Below are 16,505 nucleotides of genomic sequence, written 5' to 3'. Positions count from 1 at the left end.
CGGAATCTGCGACTTCCGCGCGATCGTCGCCAGCGCGTCCGCGTCATCCTGCGTCGGACACGCCACCCGCACAATCTGACACCCCGACGCGGTCAACTCCGCGATCTGCTGCAACGTCGCCCCGATATCCGACGTACGCGTCGTCGTCATCGACTGCACAGACACCGGAGCATCCCCGCCCACCGCCACCGACCCGACCTCGATGCGCCGCGAGACGCGGCGCATCGAGATCGGCCGGGCCGGCAGCGCGGGGAGCCCCAGAGGTACTGGGCCCCCTGCCGCTGACATCACATCACCCGCGATTTCCCGTGACGGTCTCGCGAGCCGCCCTGATGGATTCCTTGAGGGAGCCCATAGTGGCGAGTACGGCGGTGGGCTCGTAGCCGCAGTGCGCCATGCAGTTGGCGCAGCGCGGGTCCTTGCCGCGGCCGTATTTGCTCCAGTCGGTCTCCTCGATGAGTTCCCGGTACGTCGGGACGTATCCGTCGGCCATCAGATAGCAGGGGCGCTGCCAGCCGAAGAGCGAGTAGTTCGGGATGGCCCACGCCGTGCACGGGAAGTCGGCCTTGCCTTCGAGGAAGTCGAGGAAGAGCGGGGAGTGGTTGAGCCGCCAGCGCCGCCGGTTGCCGCCCGCGAAGGACTTCTTGAACAGCTCGCGGGTCTGCTCGACGCCCAGGAAGTGTTCCTGGTCGGGGGCTTTCTCATAGGCGTACGCGGGCGAGATCATCATCTCGTCCACCTTCAGGTCGTCATTGAGGTAATTGAGCACCTCGATGACGGTCTGCGGGGTGTCGGTGTTGAAGAAGGTGGAATTGGTGGTGACCCGGAAGCCGCGCTTCTTGGCTTCCTTGATCGCCTCCACCGCCTCGTCGAACACCCCTTCCTTGGCGACCGACTCGTCATGCCTTTCGCGCAGGCCGTCGATGTGCACGGCGAACGCGAAGTACGGAGACGGGGTGAAGTTCTCAATTTTCTTGCGCAGCAGCATGGCATTGGTGCACAGGAAGACGTACTTCTTCCTGGCCACCAGCTGACGCACGATCTCATCGATCTGAGGGTGCATCAGCGGCTCGCCGCCGGCAATGGAGACCATCGGGGCCCCGGATTCGAGCACCGCCCCGACCGCCTGCGCGACCGGCATACGCTGCTTCAGAATTCCGGCCGGATGCTGGATCTTCCCGCAGCCCTCGCACTTCAGATTGCAGGCGAAGAGAGGTTCCAGCTCAACAATGAGCGGGAACTTCTCACGCTTGCGGAGCTTCTGTTCAAGAAGGTACGTCCCGACCCTGATGGTCTGACGGAGCGGCATGGCCATCTAGCTCACCTCCTGGGGAGCAGCAAAGAACGGTGCCATTCGAAGAACGCGGGAAGGACGGCACGGAGCACGCGGAAGGCGGATATCCCACCGCGTACCGTGCCGATGCGGAGCAGCTCATGTTCAGGAGCGTCCACGACCACCCGGACGGCCGCAACCGGGCGGGTCCCGGTGGACAGTGCGGCGCGGAGCGTGGCGGCGGACTCCATGTCCACCGCCATCGCCCCGGTGGCGCGCAGTTCGGCCCGCTCATGTCCGCGTACGACATGGCCGGAGCCGGTCAGTGGGCCGGTGTGTACGGTGCGGCCGGGCACCGCCCGGGTCACCGCCTTGACCAGCGCTTGTGTGCTGGTGCATTCGGTGGAGCCATGGGCGTCGCGGGTCTCGTCGGCGACGACCAGGTCTCCGGGGTGCATGCCGGGGGCGAGTCCGGCGCAGAAGCCGGAGGCGACGACCACGGACTCGGGCTGCTTGCCCAGCGCCTCCAGCACGGCGCGCTCGGCGTTGCGCGGCCCCATGCCCGTACGCAGTACGGTCACCGGGTGGCGGCCCCCGCCGCGCAGGGCGAGCCTCTCGATGGAGAGCGCGCAGGCGATCAGCAGCGGCGCGGAGACGCCGGGCGGGCCATAGCGGCCGGGCAGGCCGGGCGACGACTCGGAGGCGCCTTCCATCAGGCCCCCCTGTGGGTGTCGGCGAAGGGCTCCCCGTGCACATAGCGGCCGAGCGCCGTGAGCGGGAAGACCTGCCGGTAGAGGTGGTAGTTGATGGAGAAGTCCCAGGGGAACCCGGTGCCGGTGAAGTACGGCTCGTCCCAGGAGCCGTCGGCCTGCTGGGTCTCGGCGAGCCAGGCAACCCCCCGCTCCACCGAGTTGCTGTCCCGCTCCCCCGCCGCGAGCAGCGCGAGCAGCGCCCACCCGGTCTGTGAGGCGGTGGAGGCGCCGCGCCCGATCCACTTGTCCTCGCGGTAGGAGCGCAGGTCCTCGCCCCAGCCTCCATCGTCGTTCTGTACGGATTCGAGCCAGCGCACCGCGCGCTGGATCGCGGGGTGCGCGGCGGGCAGCCCCGCCGCGGTGAGCGCGGGCACCACCGACCCCGTCCCGTAGATGTAGTTGACGCCCCAGCGCCCGAACCAGGCCCCGTTGTCCTCCTGTTCGTCCAGCAGCCATGCGATGCCGCGGCGCGTACGGGGGTGGTGCGCCTTGCCCTCGTACGCCAGCATCTCCACGACATGCGCGGTCACGTCCGCCGACGGGGGGTCGATGACCTCGCCGAAGTCGCAGAACGGCAGTCGGTTGGGGAACGGGCTGGTGTTGTCGGCGTCGAAGGCGGCCCACGCGCCGTTCTTCGACTGCATGCCCGCGGTCCAGCGCGCGCCCCGCTCGATCGCCGCGTCGAGCCGATTGGCGTCGGGATGCCGGACCCGGCGCAGGGCGAGGATGACCTCGGCCGTGTCGTCGATGTCCGGGTAGTTGTCGTTGTGGAACTCGAACGCCCAGCCGCCGGGGGCGAGCCCGGGCCTGCGTACGGACCAGTCGCCGGGCCGCTGGATCTCCTCGCCGAGCATCCAGTCGGCAGCCTTCACCAGCGCGGGGTGGTCCGGAGCCAGCCCCGCGTCGGCGAGCGCGATCGTGGCGAGGCAGGTGTCCCAGACCGGCGACTGGCAGGCCTCGATCATGCGGGCACCGTCCTCGCGCCACACCGCGAACCGGTCCAGCGACTCCAGACCGGCGCGCATGATGGGGTGCTGGAGGTCGTAGCCGAGCAGATACAGCGCGATGACGGAGTACACGGCGGGCGGCTGGATCCCGCCCCAGCAGCCGTCGTTCTCCTGTCGCTCGATGATCCAGCGCGCGGCGGCGTTCACCGCGACGGTGCGGAACCGGCGCGGCACGAACTTGCGGTAGACGTGCAGCGCCTTGTCGGCGCGCTGGAAGAAGCCGTCCCAGCTCGCGGCGGGCGCGAGGGGCCGGGGCGGGTTCGGTGTACGGGGGTCGGTGTGCAGTTCGTCCAGGGTGAAGGGCGCGGGCCGGACCGGCCGCTTCGCGGAGACGACGGTGAGCGGCACGATGCTCTGCCGGGCCCAGCAGCCGAAGTCGTAGATGTTCAGCGGGAACCACTTCGGCAGGAAGAGCAGCTCCGGCGGCAGTTCGGGCAGGTCGTCCCATTTCCACCAGCCGAACAGGGCCAGCCAGATCCGGGTGAAGACGCGGCTTCCGGCGATGCCGCCCTGCTCGCGTACCCAGGCGGAGGCGCGGGCCAGGTGCGGGTCGTCGGGCCGGTCACCGGCCAGCCGCAGGGCGACGTATGCCTCGATGGTGGCGGAGAGGTCGCCGGGGCCGCCGTAGAAGGTGGCCCAGGTGCCGTCCTCGGCCTGCTCGCCCCGGATGAACCGGGCCGCGGCCTCGGTGACCGCCGGGTCCTGGATGGAGAGGAACTGACGCAGCAGCAGGTCCTCGGCGTCCATCGTCACATTGGTCTGAAGGTCGCCCTTCCACCATCCCGCGGCGTCCTGATGGTCCAGTAAGTACTGGACGGACCGTGCCGCTGCCTGCCGAGCGGTTTCGAGGACGTCACCGCCGGCAGTTGTGCGCGTTGTTTCGGTTTCGGTTTTGGTTTCGGGTTCGGGTTCGGGTTCGGTCAGTTTTTCGGTGGCCGCGGCTGCGCGGGCGCCCGCGGGCCCGCCACTTCCGTCGGTCGTCGCTGTCATGGCTTCCCCTTCGTTGCAGTGGATCTCTGCTGTGCTGGGGTCTCCGTCGCCCGGCGCCCGGTTTCCCGTACACCGGCCGGCGACTGCTTGCGGTTGGGGGCGGCTAGCCCCCGGAGAACACGGATCTACGGGCGATAGCGCTCATTTCTTCCGTACGACGACGAAGTCCGCGAGCGCGGTGAGCTGCGCGCGGACCGTTTCCGGCATGTCGACGCCATTGAGGGCCTCGATCGCGATGGTGTGCTGCCTGCGGGACTCCTGCGAAGTCCACTCCCGGCCGCCCGCCTCCTCGATCAGCGCCGCTCTGGTGGCGAATTCCTCCTCGGAGAAGCTGTCGAAGTCATTGCTCTTGGCATCGGCGGCGAGCAGCTCGCCGAGGCGCTGCGAGGCCGGGCCGCCCGCGGCGAGCGCGGCGACGACCGGCAGGGACTTTTTGCGCTGGCGAAGATCGCTCCAGGTCTGCTTGCCGGTGGCGACCGGGTCGCCCCAGATGCCGAGCAGATCATCGACGGCCTGGAAGGCCAGGCCGAGGTGGTAGCCGTACGACTCCAGCATGTCGGCCGTGCGGTCGTCCGCGCCGCCGAGGACCGCTCCGATGGAGAGAGCGCAGGCCAGCAGCGCGCCGGTCTTGTTGCCCTCCATCTCCAGGCACTCTTCGACGGTGACCCGCTCGCGGTGCTCGTACGAGATGTCCTGGGCCTGGCCGTCGATCAGTTTGCGGGACGCGGTGATGAGGCGGCGGGTGGCGCGTCCCGCCTCTACGGTGCCGAGCTCCAGCAGGACCTCGCTGGCGAGCGCGAAGAGCGCGTCGCCGACAAGGATCGCCTGGTCGGGGCCGTGCACCTTCCAGACGGTGTCGCGGTGGCGGCGCTGCTCGTCGCGGTCCATCAGGTCGTCGTGCAGCAGCGAGAAATTGTGGACGAGCTCGACGGCAACGGCGCCGGGGACGCCGACCTCGGGCGGGGCTCCGGCCGCTTCCGCGGACAGCAGGGCCAGCGCCGGGCGCACCGCCTTGCCGCTGTCCCCGTCGGCGGGACGGCCTTCGGCGTCGATCCAGCCGAAGTGGTAGGCGGCGACGGTGTCCATGGGCGCCGCGAGCCGGTTCACGGCGGCGCGCAGGACCGGAGTGGACATGGCCCGCCCGCGCTCCAGCAGCGCCAGGGTGTCCGCGCTTTCCGCTCTGGCTGTGGTCACGTCAGCCTGGTTGGCCGAGGGCACAGTCGGCACGGTCTCTCCTCTGGTGGTTCCAGTACTAAGGCTCATGCCACCTCCTTGAGCGGATGTTCATGGGGGCGGCCGAGGGCGGAGAGCGCGGCGCCCGCAGCGCTGAAACCGCTGCGTACGGCACTCTCCATGGTTGCGGGCCAGCCGGTGGCGGTCCACGCGCCCGCAAGGTACAGGCCCGGCGCGCGGGTGCGCGCGCCGGGGCGCAGTCTGCCGACGCCAGGGGCCGGGGCGAAGGTCGCCGTCCGCTCCCGGGTGACGAAGAAGTCGCGTACCCGCGCGCCGCGCGCGGCGGGCAGCAGCCGTTCCAGCTCGGGCAGATAGCGCTCGCGCAGTACGGCTACGGGTGTGTCGATCTCGTCGTGGGCGGCGGACTGGGACAGCGCCAGGTACTGGCCGTCCGTCAGCCCCGAGGCCTCGGTACGGTCGAAGACCCACTGGACCGGGGTGCCGAGCGCCGCGAAGAAAGGGCGGCGCAGCACCTGGCGGTCGTACAGGACATGGACGTTCAGGATCGGCGCGACGCCGATGTCGAGGAGCCGGTCGGGGTCGTCGAGCGCTCCTTCGGGCAGCAGCGCGTGGGCCTCGCGCTGCGCTACGGCCAGCACGACGGTGTCCGCGGTCAGCTGTTCGCCGTCCAGGTCGATGTGCCAGCGGCCGTGGCCCGCGCGGGAGACGCTTTTGACGCGGGTGGAGACCCCGGTGCGTACGCCCGCGGAGTCGAGCGCCTTGCGGGCAAGCGTGTCGTGGAGTTCGCCGAGGGGCACGTGGGCCCAGCCGATGTCGGCGGCGCCCGGCTCGGAGAGCAGTCCGGTCTTGAAGACCATCGCCGCCAGGCCCATCGAGGCATGGGGCGCGGTGGCGTTCAGCGTCGCCACGCCGACCAGGTCCCACAGGGCCTCGATGGTGCGCCGGGACTGGCCGTGGCGGCCGAGCCAGGTCGCGAAGTCGATGCCGTCCAGCGCGGGGTCGGCCGGGTCGAGCCTGCCCAGCGCCAGCGCGGCGCGCCCGACACCGGCCCGCTCGGCGAGCGAGAGGTGCGGGTAGGTGGCGAGGGACGCGGCGAGGTGCAGCGGCACGGGCAGGGCACTGCGGCGCAGCCGCCCCAGCCGCGGCCCGCGCGCATGCGCCACGTCCAGCACGGGCACGTCGAGCCGGTCCTGGAGCGGGGCGAGGTGAGTGGCGTCGACCCGGTCGAGGAACCAGCGGTAGGCGGTGCAGCAGCGCAGATAGACGTGCTGGCCGTTGTCGACGGTGAGGTCGCCGCGGCGGAAGGAGAAGGCGAGGCCGCCCAGCCGGGGGCGGCCTTCGACCAGGGTGACGCTCAGGCCCGCGTCGGCGAGTTGCAGGGCGGCGGTGATGCCCGCGAGTCCCCCGCCGACCACCACGGCGCGCCGGAGCAGCACATCGTCGTCCGTCATAGGGCCTCCCCTCGGGTCGTAGCGGTCAGGGGCGCGGCGCGGCGGCGGCCGTGGTTCGCCGGGCGCGAGGCGGGCGAAGCCGGGGAGGGCGGGTACGGGGAGACCCGGGAGCGGGCCCCCAGGCTCCGCGGCGCGGACGGGCACCGTGCGGGCGTGCCCGCAGGTCGTGCTTCCCACGCGGACGAAGTCCAGGGAGTGGGCGCACACGCCCTCGCGTACGGCGGCATCACGAGCGCCCCCTGAGGGTCTGCCGCGTGACGTGCCGGGCGTCGAGTCCCGACAGCCCGCGCACCGCGACGTACGCCTTCTCGCGTCCGGGCAGCGACACCCGGCCGCGCAGCACCGCCTCCGGGTCGCGCTCGATGCGGTCCAGGAGGCGGCGGTAGATCCCCGCCATCGCGGCCACGCACGCGCCACTGCGCCGGTCGAGCATGGGAAGCAGCCGGTAGCCCTCGGCGAAGAGCGCGCGGGCGCGCCGGACCTCGAAGTGGACCAGGCCGGTGAAGTCGGAGCCGGGCGGCGGGGTGGCGCTGTGGAAACCGGCCGAGCAGCCGAACTTGGCGAGATCGTCGGCGGGCAGGTAGGTGCGCCCGTTGCCCGCGTCCTCGCGTACGTCCCGGAGGATGTTGGTCAGCTGCAGCGCCAGGCCGAGCGTGTCGGCGTACTCGCCCGCCCGTTCCGCGGCGCGCGCGCCGCGCTGGGTGGAGAACACGCCGAGCGAGAGCCGCCCAATCGCGCCCGCGACACACCGGCAGTAGACCTTGAGGTCGTCCCAGGTCTCGTACGTCTCGCCACGGACATCCATCAGGACCCCGTCGATGAGCTCGTCGAGCCCGCCCAGCGGGAGCGGGAAGCGGCGGGCCGCGTCTGTGAGCGCCACGGCGACCGGGTCGGTGTCGTCCTCGTCGACCGTGCCCTGCCGGACCCGGTCGAGGAGTCCCCGCGTCACTTCGAGCCGGTCCCGCTTGGCCTCGGGCGCGAGCGCGCCGTCGCCGATGTCGTCCACGCGCCGCGAGAACGCGTACAGGGCGGACATGGCCTGCCGCTTCTCGGTCGGCAGCAGTCTGATGCCGTACGCGAAGTTGCGCGCCTGCTGTCCGGTGACGGCCTCGCAGTAGCTGTACGCGGCCTGCACAGGCGCGGACACCTCCGTCGGTACCTCCATTGTCCGGCTCACCCCTTTCTACGCGCTCTTGCCAGAACGGCTCCCACTTCACGCAGCAGACGCGCCTTGGTGGGCTTGGGCGGTCCGGGCAGAACATCATGTCCGGCGGACGCGATCGCGGTCAGGGCCGCGCGCCCTCCGGCCACGAAACCGGCGAGCAGCAGCCGCAGCCTGCCGTGGACGCTGCCCACCAGAGGTGTGCCTTCGTTCAGCAGCTCCCGGGCGCGTTCGGCTTCGTACGCGATCAGCGCGCGCACCGACGCGTTGGCGGTGCCCGCCGCGAGGTCGGCCTCCGTGACCCCGTAGCGCCGCAGGTCCTCGGTGGGCAGGTAGATCCGGTCGTTACCGAGGTCCTCGGTCACATCCTGGAGGTGCTCGACGATCTGGAGAGCGGTGCAGATGGCGTCGGAGAGCCGTACGCGCTCGGGGGTGGCGCTACCGGTGATCTGGAGTACCAGACGGCCGACAGGGTTCGCGGACAGCTCACAGTACGCGAGCAGCTCATCGTACGTCTTGTAGCGCCGTACCAGCTGGTCCTGGCGGTTGGCCTCGATCAGGCCGAGGAAAGGCTCGGGGGTGAGCGAACAGCGGCGCACGGTGGGCTGGAGGGCCAGCAGCAGCGGATGGCGCGGCGTCGCGTCGAAGACGTGCCGCAGATCGGCCTCGAAGGCGTCGAGCAGGGCGAGCCGGTCGTCGGCGAGCGCCGGGGACACCCCGAGGTGACGGGCGTCCGCGCCGCCGGGCGCGAGGTCGCCGTCGCCGATGTCGTCGACGAGGCGGGCGTATCCGTACACGGCCATCAGGTCGTCACGCCAGGCGCGCGGCAGAAAGAAGGGCGCCACCGGGAAGTTCTCGTGCGCGACCTTGTCGAGCGTGGCGCGCGCCGAATCCGCCGGGACGACCCCTGTGCGCGCATATCTGCTGTCCGTCACTGCGCGCTGCCCGGCGCGGGGACGGTGAAAGCCTCGCGGAGCTGGAGATTTCCCGTCATTGCCGTCACATCTCCCGTTCTACACTGCCGACCCAATGCATCCCATTTCGGACACGCCGCCGGAGTTCCCGACTGGGGGACCGCCTGGCGGACAGGATGCCTAGGGGGGTATCGCCCCACTTGCCGCGATTCAGCACCGGTACAGCTTACGTTGTACAACGCGCATCGATACGTCGGGGCGTTGTGCGCATTACAAGAACGCTGCAATCTTGGCCAACCTTCCCTGGGATCACTGAACTTGACTTCACTTTGGCGAAAGGACGCAGAAGGCCCCCGCCGGGATGACCCGGCGGGGGCCTGCGGACCGGGAACTATCTGCCGGTCTCCCGCTCGTACGCCCTGAGGACCTCGTCGGTGGGGCCGTCCATCAGGAGCTCGCCCTTCTCCAGCCACAGGACACGGTCGCAGGTGCTCCTGATCGACCCGACGCTGTGGCTGACCAGGAACACCGTGCCGGCCTCCTTGCGGAGCTCGCGGATACGCGCCTCGGAACGGATCTGGAACTTCCGGTCGCCGGTGGCCAGCGCCTCATCGATCATGAGGACGTCGTGATCCTTGGCCGCCGCGATCGCGAAGCGGAGCCTGGCGCCCATGCCCGAGGAGTAGGTGCGCATCGGCAGGGTGATGAAGTCGCCCTTTTCGTTGATGCCGGAGAAGTCGACAATGCTCTCGTAGCGCTCGCGGACTTCCTCGCGGGACATTCCCATGGCGAGACCGCCGAGGATGACATTGCGCTCGCCGGTCAGGTCGCCCATCAGGGCGGCGTTGACGCCGAGCAGGGAGGGCTGGCCTTCGGTGTAGACCTTGCCGCTCTCCGTCGGCAGCAGACCCGCTATGGCTCGCAGCAGGGTCGACTTGCCGGAGCCGTTGGTGCCGATGAGTCCGACCGCCTCGCCGCGGTACGCCGTGAAGGAGACGCCTCGTACGGCGTGCACCTTGCGGACGCCGCGGGATTCGCCCTTGTCGCGGCGCATTATGCGGCTGAGGGCGGCGGTGGCGCTGCCCTTGCCGCCGCTGCCGCCGTGCACCCGGTAGACGATGTGCACGTCTTCGGCGATCACGGTGGGAACACGTCCCTGGTTCTTGTCCTCAGCCACGGCCGTACCGTTCCTCAGCCTTCCAGAAGTACACGAACCCGGCAGCGCCGAACAGGATCGCCCAGCCGACCGCGAACGCCCAGATGTGCGGGGGCAGGTTCTCGGAGCCGTAACCGTCGATCAGCGCGAAGCGGATGAGGTCCATATAGACGGCGGCGGGGTTCCACTGCAGCACACGGGCGATCCAGTCCGGCTTGTCCGCGAGCATCACCGGGATGGAGAACATGACACCGGAGGCGTACATCCAGGTACGCATGACGAACGGCATCAGCTGAGCCAGGTCGGGGGTCTTGCTGCCGAGCCTGGCCATGATCAGCGCCATCCCGGTGTTGAACACGAACTGGAGAGCCAGCGCGGGAATGATCAGCAGCCAGGACAGGCTCGGGTAGCTGCCGAAGGCAATCGCGATGAGGAACAGCACCAGCATCGAGAACAGCAGCTGCTGGAGCTGCTGGAGCGCGAAGGAGACCGGCAGGGCGGCCCGCGGGAAGTGCAGTGCTCTGACCAGGCCGAGGTTGCCCGAGATGGACCGGACGCCCGCCATCACCGAGCTCTGCGTGAAGGTGAAGACGAAGACGCCCGTCACCAGGAACGGGACAAAGACCTCGTTGGGGATGCCCTCCCTGGTTCCCAGGATGAGCCCGAAGATCAAGTAGTAGACGACGGCGTTGAGCAGGGGCGTCGCCACCTGCCACAGCTGGCCGAGTTTCGCCTGGCTGTACTGGGCCGTCAGCTTGGCCTGCGAGAAGGCCAGGATGAAGTGACGGCGACCCCACAGCTGCTTGATGTACTCGACGAGCCCCGGCCGGGCGCCGCTCACCGACAGTCCGTACTTCGCTGCCAGTTCCGCCGCGGACAGGCCGTCGTCGGGAGATGGTGGGGCGCTCAGCGCGACCGCACCGTCATGGGTTGTCTCACTCACAAGTTGAAACTTTCGTGTTCAAGATGCGCGGGGGGTCGGGCGCGGCTCCGGGCGTCGCCGGAACCCGGGCGTACGCCCGGAAGCCCGGTCGTACGCCCGAATGGTCTCAGAACCGAGCTTGTCAGATGACGGGAGGTCGGCCCAGTCGGGTGAGCCGCCATACCGTACGCCACTTCATGGGCCGGCGTGGACCACAGGGTGTCCGGATGCCCTCCTTGAAGCCGCCGAACCAGGCCTTCAGCGCGGGCACGGAAGGACGCCGGGCCAGAGTGAGGAGCAGCCAGACCCCGAGATAGACGGGGACCAGGGGCGCGGGCAGATTGCGGCGGGCGAGCCAGACCCGGTTGCGGGCCACCATGCGGTGGTAGACCGCGTGCCGGGAGGGCGGCATGGTCGGGTGGAACAGCACCATGTCCGAGCGGTAGTCGATCGCCCAGCCCGCGTCCAGCGCCCGCCAGGCCAGGTCCGTCTCCTCGTGGGCGTAGAAGAACTCCCCGGGCAGCGGACCGACCTCGGCGATGACCTTGGTGCGTACGGCGTTCGCGCCGCCGAGGAAGGTCGTCACCCGCGACGATCGCATCGGGTCGGAGGCGCGCAGTCGCGGCACGTGGCGGCGCTGGGTGAGCCCGGTCACCGGGTCGGCGATCCGGAAGCTGATGATGCCCAGCTCCGGGTCGGCGGCGAAGGCCTGGCGCACCAGCTCGGCGGTGTCGTGGTTGGGCAGCGAGCCGTCGTCGTCCAGGAAGAGCAGGGCGTCCACGGAGGATCCCGCGGGGCCGAAGGCCTCGATGCCGACGTTGCGTCCGCCGGGGATGCCGAGGTTCTCGGGCAGGTCCACGGTGCGTACGTGGCCCGGCACGCCGGTCACGGGCGCGCCGTTGCCGACGACGACCACCTCGATCGGGTCGCCGTCCTGCTTGGCGACCGAGTCGATGAGGGCGCGCAGGTCGTCGGGGCGGTTGCCCATGGTGATGATGACGGCGCCGAGCTTCAGGCCGCTCATCGCAGCCTGCTGGAGGCGAGGATGGACAGCAGGTGCAGCAGGGTCTGGACGACGGCGATCCCGGCGAGGACCGCGATGCCCAGGCGGGTGTAGAAGAGGTCGTCGCCCTGGACCATGTCGATGACCGCCACGAGCAGGATGAAGAGGCTGGCCTCGATGCCACCGACGAGCCGGTGGAACTTCAGCGCCGCCGCCGCACGGCGGGCCAGGGCCAGACCGGAGGAGCGCGGCACGGAGGCCTCGTCCTTGACGGCGGGCAGTCCGCTGCGCTGGCGGGCCACGTCGACCAGGTCGGTCTCGGCCTTGATCAGGATCGCGCCGAGGGCGGCGACGGTGCCGAGGAAGGCCCACAGCCACTCGGGGCGCCCGGTGCCGAAGACATCGGCGCCGCGGAGTCCGAAGCCGACCAGCAGGGCCGCCTCGCAGAGGTAGTGGCCCACGCGGTCGAGGTAGACGCCGGTGATCGAGGTCTGCTTGCGCCAGCGGGCGACCTCGCCGTCGACGCAGTCGAGCAGCAGGTACAGCTGGAAGAGGACCACCACGAGGATCGCGCCGGTGAGTCCGGGGATCAGCGCGGCGGCGCCGCCCAGCACGCCCACCACCACCATGAGGTAGGTGAGCTGGTTGGGAGAGATCCTGGTGTTCACCAGGTACGGGTCGATGTGCAGCGAGATCTCTCGCATGTACATGCGCCCGGCCCAGTGCTCGCCGCTGCGCCTGTCCTTCACGCCCTCCGGGTGAACGACCGGACGGAGTTCAGCTACTGATGGTCTTGGCATAGTCGGCGTACGCGTCCCTGATCTGGTCGGTGGAGAGGTCGAGGTGCTCAAGGATGGTGAAACGGCCCGGCCGGGTCTGCGGCGCGTACGCCACGGCCTCGACGAATTCGTCGGTGGAGAACCCGATCTCCGCGGGCAGTACCGGCAGACTGTGCCTGCGCAGCACGTCGGCGAAGAGTCCCGCGTCGTCGCGGGCGCCGCGCAGATGCATCGCGAAGGCGGCGCCCAGGCCGACCTGCTCGCCGTGGCTGGCGGCGCGCTTGGGGTACAGCAGATCGAAGGCGTGGCTGATCTCGTGGCAGGCGCCGGACGAGGGGCGGGTGTCTCCGCTGATCGACATGGCGATGCCGGAGAGCACGAGCGACTCGGCGAGTACGGTGAGGAACTCGTCGTCGCCGACGCCTCCCGGGTGGCGCAGTACGGCTTCGCCTGCGGTACGTCCCATGGCGGCGGCCAGGCCGTCGACGGACTCGCCGGTGACGCGGTGGGACAGCTCCCAGTCCGCTATGGCCGAGATGTTGGAGATCGCGTCCCCGATGCCGGAGCGCACGAACCGTGCCGGGGCCTCGCGGATGACATCGAGGTCGATGACCATCGCGATCGGCGTCGGGACGCCGTAGGAGCCTCGGCCGTTGTCGTTGTCCAGGGTGGACACCGGCGAGCAGAGGCCGTCGTGGGACAGGTTCGTCGCGACGGCGACCATGGGCAGGCCGATCCGCGCGGCGGCGTACTTGGCCACGTCGATGACCTTGCCGCCGCCGAGGCCGACCACCGCGTCGTAGCGCTTGCCCTTGATGTCGTCGGCGAGCTTGACGGCGGCGTCGATGGTGCCGCCCGCGACCGCGTACCACTCCGCGCCCGGGAGCACCGGCGAGAGCTTCTCGCGCAGCGCCTGCCCGGAGCCGGCGCTGATGGCGATCGCGAGCTTGCCGGAGGAGGAGATCCGCTGGTCGGCGAGGAGCCCGGCCAGATCGTCCAGGGCGCCGCGGCTGATGTCCACGACGACCGGGGACGGGATCAGTCGGGTCAGTACAGGCACGCGATCTCACGGCCCTTCGCGAGGTCGGCGTGGTTGTCGATCTCGACCCAGCTGACCTCGCCGATGGGGGCCACGTCCACGGTGAAGCCGCGGTTCACGAGCTCCTGGTAGCCGTCCTCGTAGTAGAGGTCGGGGTCGCGCTCGAAGGTGGTCCTCAGCGCGTCGGCGAGCTCTTCGGCGGCCTCGGGCTCGATGAGGGTGACCCCGATGTACTCGCCGGTGGCGGTGGCGGGGTCCATCAGCTTGGTGATGCGCGAGACGCCCTTGCCGGGGTCCACGATGACCTTCATCTCCTCGTCGGCGAGGTGCTTCACCGTGTCGAGGGCAAGGATGACCTTCTGGCCGTTGCCGCGGGCGGCCAGCAGGCTCCGCTCGACGGAGACCGGGTGGACGGTGTCGCCGTTGGCGAGGATGACGCCCTGCTGGAAGAGGTCACGGGCGCACCACAGGGAGTAGGCGTTGTTCCACTCCTCCGCCTTGTCGTTGTCGATGAGCGTCAGCTTGAGGCCGTACTTGGCCTCCAGGGCTGCCCGGCGCTCGTACACGGCCTCCTTGCGGTAGCCGACGACGACGGCGGCCTCGGTGAGGCCTATCTCGGCGAAGTTCCCCAGGGTCAGATCGAGGACGGTGAGGGATCCGTCTCCCGCGGGGTCCACGGGCACGAGGGCCTTCGGGAGCGTGTCGGTGTAGGGGCGCAGTCGCCGTCCGGCACCGGCTGCCAGTACAAGGCCGATCATGCGAGTTCTCCTTCGTCGTGGACGGCGGGTGCCCCGGAGGACACCCAGAAGCGGATGCTCTCCACAAGCACCACGAGCGCGACGGCCACTGCGAGCGCTGTCAGCGCGATGGTGAAGGCCGAACTGTCGAGCAGGGCGGCGAGCAGCGCGACAGCCAGGATCCGTCCTTCGTGTCCGCCGATCACCCGCACCAGCAGGCGCGGGGGCGCGCCCGTACCGCCGCGGATGCGGTACACCGTGTCGTAGTGATGGTAGGCGACCGCCGCGACCAGCCCGAATGCGGCGGGCAGCGCAGCCTGGACGTCGGCGTGGGCCGCGAGCACCAGGACGGTGCTGTATTCGGCGGCCCGGAACACCGGGGGGACGAGCCAGTCGAGAGCGCCCTTGAGGGGGCGGGCGACGGCGATGGCCGAGGTGATGACGTAGACCACGGCCGCGACCGCCACCCAGGGGGTGCCGTAGTCGGTGAGGGCCGCGGTGGCGACGAGCGCGGTGCCGCCCGCCAGGGCGGCCGCGAGCGGCAGCAGCGCGGGCAGGCGCTTGGCCCGCTCGCCGAGGGCGCCGGCGGCGGCCTCGGCGAGCGGGCCGGAGTCGGCGAGGTCCGCGAGCGCCTGGGCGGCGCGGTCGGTGCGGCGGGCCTTGCGGGTCAGGGAGCGCAGGACGCGGCCCGCTGTGGTGTAGCAGGCGGCGAGGGAGCAGCCGATCAGCAGCGCGTAGAAGACGGTACGCGGGGTGGTCACGGCGGTGAGCACGGCGATCATCGCCCAGCGCTCACCGATCGGCAGCACGATCATCCGGCGCACCCACACCGTCCAGCCGACGCTGTCGAGCTTGTCGGAGAGGGCGGCGGTCGGACTTGTGTTGGAGACCGCGTCGTGGTTCGCCTCGTTGAAGGAGAAGTCGACGACATGGCGGCAGGTCATGAGCACCATGGCGCCGAGCGCGAGGGCCCATACGTCGTCTCCGCCGCGGGCCGCGCCGAGGGCGAGCCCCGCGTAGTACGCGTACTCCTTGGCGCGGTCGAAGGTCGCGTCGAGCCAGGCGCCCATGGTCGAGTACTGCAGGGAGTAGCGGGCGAGCTGCCCGTCGGTGCAGTCCAGGACGAAGGAGAAGAGCAGCAGCAGGCCCGCGGCGATGTAACCCGCGCGGGTGCCGGTGGCCGCGCCGCCCGCGGCTATCAGCGCGGTGATCAGCGAGGCGGTGGTGACCTGGTTCGGGGTCAGTCCGCGGCGGGCGCACCAGCGGGCGAGGTAGCGGGAGTACGGGCTGATGCAGTAGGTGGTGAAGAAGCCGTCGCGGGCCTTCACCGCCGAGCGCAGCCGTACGGCTTCGTCGTCCACGGCGCTGACGGCCTGGCGGGCTTCGTTACGGGCCTGGGGGTCACCTGGCACGGTCGCGACGAGCGACCCGAGCTCGGGGCGGTGTACGGCGGTGCCGGTGGCGGCGAGCGCGTCGGCGAGCGCATCGGGCGCCGCCGCCGCGTTCTTCGCCTCGGGGGTCCCGGTGCCGTCGGTGCTGTGGGTGCTGCCGGTGTCCGCGGACCGGACCGCGGCCGGGACGGCCGACAGGACCCGGGTCAGGGCGGCCCGCGCCTCGGGCTGCACCGTCAGCGCGCCCGGTGCCGCGGCGGCCGGGAAGCGGGGGTCGGTCAGCGCCAGCCTCAGGGCGTGGACGTGGCCGACGAAGCGGGGGTCTACGAGAGCGACGCGGTCTGCCCCCGGCACGGCGGCGATCAGCGCGGTGGTGTCCTCGGCGCCGGAGGCGATCCGTACGTCGAAGCCCAGTGACCGCAGATCGCCCTCAAGCGACGATCCGGGCACGGGCGGACCGGTGAGGATGGCGGTCGACAGACGAACTCACTCCTTGGCACTGAACAGGGAAGCGGGGATTCGGATGCGCGGCGTCTCGACCCGGTTGCGCGGGCGGCGGCACGTCGGTTGCACGTCGGCAGAGGCTATCGGATGTGCCGGAGGGGGAGTTCACTGGCCGTTGCTTCCCTCTGACGGCCCACTCGCCATGGGGCAGGCCCCAAGGTCCACCGAGATCATCATTGTCGATCGATGCCCCGCCCCACAAACCGCGTGCAAACCGCGTGCTCGCGGTGG

At 70.4% G+C, this 16,505-nt stretch carries 15 protein-coding genes; all 15 read right to left on the bottom strand.

Annotated elements, in window-relative coordinates; all coding sequences use genetic code 11:
• Positions 1-288 (bottom strand): flavodoxin-dependent (E)-4-hydroxy-3-methylbut-2-enyl-diphosphate synthase (locus ACIHCQ_RS31820; RefSeq protein ID WP_399670073.1); only part of this gene is annotated, 288 nt, incomplete at its 3' end.
• Positions 289-292: 4 nt separating this feature from the next.
• A complete protein-coding gene (gene hpnH, locus ACIHCQ_RS31815; protein WP_399670070.1) occupies positions 293-1,315 on the bottom strand; it encodes an adenosyl-hopene transferase HpnH in 1,023 nt (340 codons plus the stop codon).
• Between the two features lie 5 nt (positions 1,316-1,320).
• Positions 1,321-1,986 (bottom strand): 1-hydroxy-2-methyl-2-butenyl 4-diphosphate reductase, encoded by a 666-nt coding sequence (locus ACIHCQ_RS31810; RefSeq protein WP_399670067.1) that lies wholly within the window; start codon positions 1,984-1,986, stop codon positions 1,321-1,323.
• The gene (gene shc, locus ACIHCQ_RS31805) at positions 1,986-4,022 is read right to left on the bottom strand and encodes a squalene--hopene cyclase (RefSeq protein WP_399670064.1); all 2,037 of its coding nucleotides are present in this window, start codon (positions 4,020-4,022) and stop codon (positions 1,986-1,988) included. Before shc ends, ACIHCQ_RS31810 begins: the two co-directional genes overlap by 1 nt.
• 141 nt (positions 4,023-4,163) lie before the next feature.
• Positions 4,164-5,285: a polyprenyl synthetase family protein gene (locus ACIHCQ_RS31800; protein WP_399670061.1), complete on the bottom strand. Its 1,122-nt coding sequence runs from the start codon at positions 5,283-5,285 to the stop codon at positions 4,164-4,166.
• Positions 5,282-6,667, bottom strand: coding sequence for a hydroxysqualene dehydroxylase HpnE (hpnE, locus tag ACIHCQ_RS31795; protein ID WP_399670058.1), 1,386 nt, complete (start codon positions 6,665-6,667; stop codon positions 5,282-5,284). Before hpnE ends, ACIHCQ_RS31800 begins: the two co-directional genes overlap by 4 nt.
• 226 nt (positions 6,668-6,893) lie before the next feature.
• Entirely contained in the window at positions 6,894-7,832 is a 939-nt protein-coding gene (gene hpnD / locus ACIHCQ_RS31790; RefSeq protein ID WP_399670054.1) for a presqualene diphosphate synthase HpnD, read from the bottom strand.
• 8 nt (positions 7,833-7,840) lie between these two features.
• Positions 7,841-8,764: a squalene synthase HpnC gene (hpnC, locus tag ACIHCQ_RS31785; RefSeq protein WP_399670051.1), complete on the bottom strand. Its 924-nt coding sequence runs from the start codon at positions 8,762-8,764 to the stop codon at positions 7,841-7,843.
• A gap of 370 nt (positions 8,765-9,134) precedes the next feature.
• On the bottom strand, positions 9,135-9,920 hold the full coding sequence (locus ACIHCQ_RS31780) for an ABC transporter ATP-binding protein (protein ID WP_399670048.1): 786 nt from the start codon (positions 9,918-9,920) through the stop codon (positions 9,135-9,137).
• Positions 9,913-10,842: an ABC transporter permease gene (locus ACIHCQ_RS31775; RefSeq protein WP_399670045.1), complete on the bottom strand. Its 930-nt coding sequence runs from the start codon at positions 10,840-10,842 to the stop codon at positions 9,913-9,915. Before ACIHCQ_RS31775 ends, ACIHCQ_RS31780 begins: the two co-directional genes overlap by 8 nt.
• A 121-nt stretch (positions 10,843-10,963) precedes the next feature.
• Complete coding sequence (locus ACIHCQ_RS31770; protein WP_399670042.1) at positions 10,964-11,845, bottom strand: glycosyltransferase family 2 protein; 882 nt, start codon at positions 11,843-11,845, stop codon at positions 10,964-10,966.
• Positions 11,842-12,624: a CDP-alcohol phosphatidyltransferase family protein gene (locus tag ACIHCQ_RS31765; RefSeq protein ID WP_399670039.1), complete on the bottom strand. Its 783-nt coding sequence runs from the start codon at positions 12,622-12,624 to the stop codon at positions 11,842-11,844. The genes ACIHCQ_RS31770 and ACIHCQ_RS31765 overlap by 4 nt, the downstream gene beginning before the upstream one ends.
• Positions 12,602-13,663, bottom strand: coding sequence for an iron-containing alcohol dehydrogenase family protein (locus ACIHCQ_RS31760; protein ID WP_399670036.1), 1,062 nt, complete (start codon positions 13,661-13,663; stop codon positions 12,602-12,604). Before ACIHCQ_RS31760 ends, ACIHCQ_RS31765 begins: the two co-directional genes overlap by 23 nt.
• Positions 13,651-14,400, bottom strand: coding sequence for a sugar phosphate nucleotidyltransferase (locus ACIHCQ_RS31755; protein WP_399670032.1), 750 nt, complete (start codon positions 14,398-14,400; stop codon positions 13,651-13,653). The genes ACIHCQ_RS31760 and ACIHCQ_RS31755 overlap by 13 nt, the downstream gene beginning before the upstream one ends.
• Entirely contained in the window at positions 14,397-16,250 is a 1,854-nt protein-coding gene (locus ACIHCQ_RS31750; protein ID WP_399670110.1) for a DUF5941 domain-containing protein, read from the bottom strand. The genes ACIHCQ_RS31755 and ACIHCQ_RS31750 overlap by 4 nt, the downstream gene beginning before the upstream one ends.
• Positions 16,251-16,505: the final 255 nt, after the last annotated feature.

It is taken from the genome of Streptomyces sp. NPDC052236 (assembly GCF_044548015.1).
GTDB lineage: Bacteria > Actinomycetota > Actinomycetes > Streptomycetales > Streptomycetaceae > Streptomyces.
The sequence above is the reverse complement of the archived record's forward strand: the minus strand, read 5'-3'. Positions and strand labels throughout refer to the sequence as shown.

Excerpts from the sequence above, each read along its gene's own strand:
- hpnD (WP_399670054.1), bottom strand. The coding sequence starts at position 7,832 with ATGGAGGTACCGACGGAGGTGTCCGCGCCTGTGCAGGCCGCGTACAGC.
- hpnE (WP_399670058.1), bottom strand. The coding sequence starts at position 6,667 with ATGACGGACGACGATGTGCTGCTCCGGCGCGCCGTGGTGGTCGGCGGG.
- hpnH (WP_399670070.1), bottom strand. The coding sequence starts at position 1,315 with ATGGCCATGCCGCTCCGTCAGACCATCAGGGTCGGGACGTACCTTCTT.
- ACIHCQ_RS31770 (WP_399670042.1), bottom strand. The coding sequence starts at position 11,845 with ATGAGCGGCCTGAAGCTCGGCGCCGTCATCATCACCATGGGCAACCGC.
- shc (WP_399670064.1), bottom strand. The coding sequence starts at position 4,022 with ATGACAGCGACGACCGACGGAAGTGGCGGGCCCGCGGGCGCCCGCGCA.
- ACIHCQ_RS31810 (WP_399670067.1), bottom strand. The coding sequence starts at position 1,986 with ATGGAAGGCGCCTCCGAGTCGTCGCCCGGCCTGCCCGGCCGCTATGGC.
- ACIHCQ_RS31755 (WP_399670032.1), bottom strand. The coding sequence starts at position 14,400 with ATGATCGGCCTTGTACTGGCAGCCGGTGCCGGACGGCGACTGCGCCCC.
- ACIHCQ_RS31765 (WP_399670039.1), bottom strand. The coding sequence starts at position 12,624 with ATGCCAAGACCATCAGTAGCTGAACTCCGTCCGGTCGTTCACCCGGAG.
- ACIHCQ_RS31800 (WP_399670061.1), bottom strand. The coding sequence starts at position 5,285 with ATGAGCCTTAGTACTGGAACCACCAGAGGAGAGACCGTGCCGACTGTG.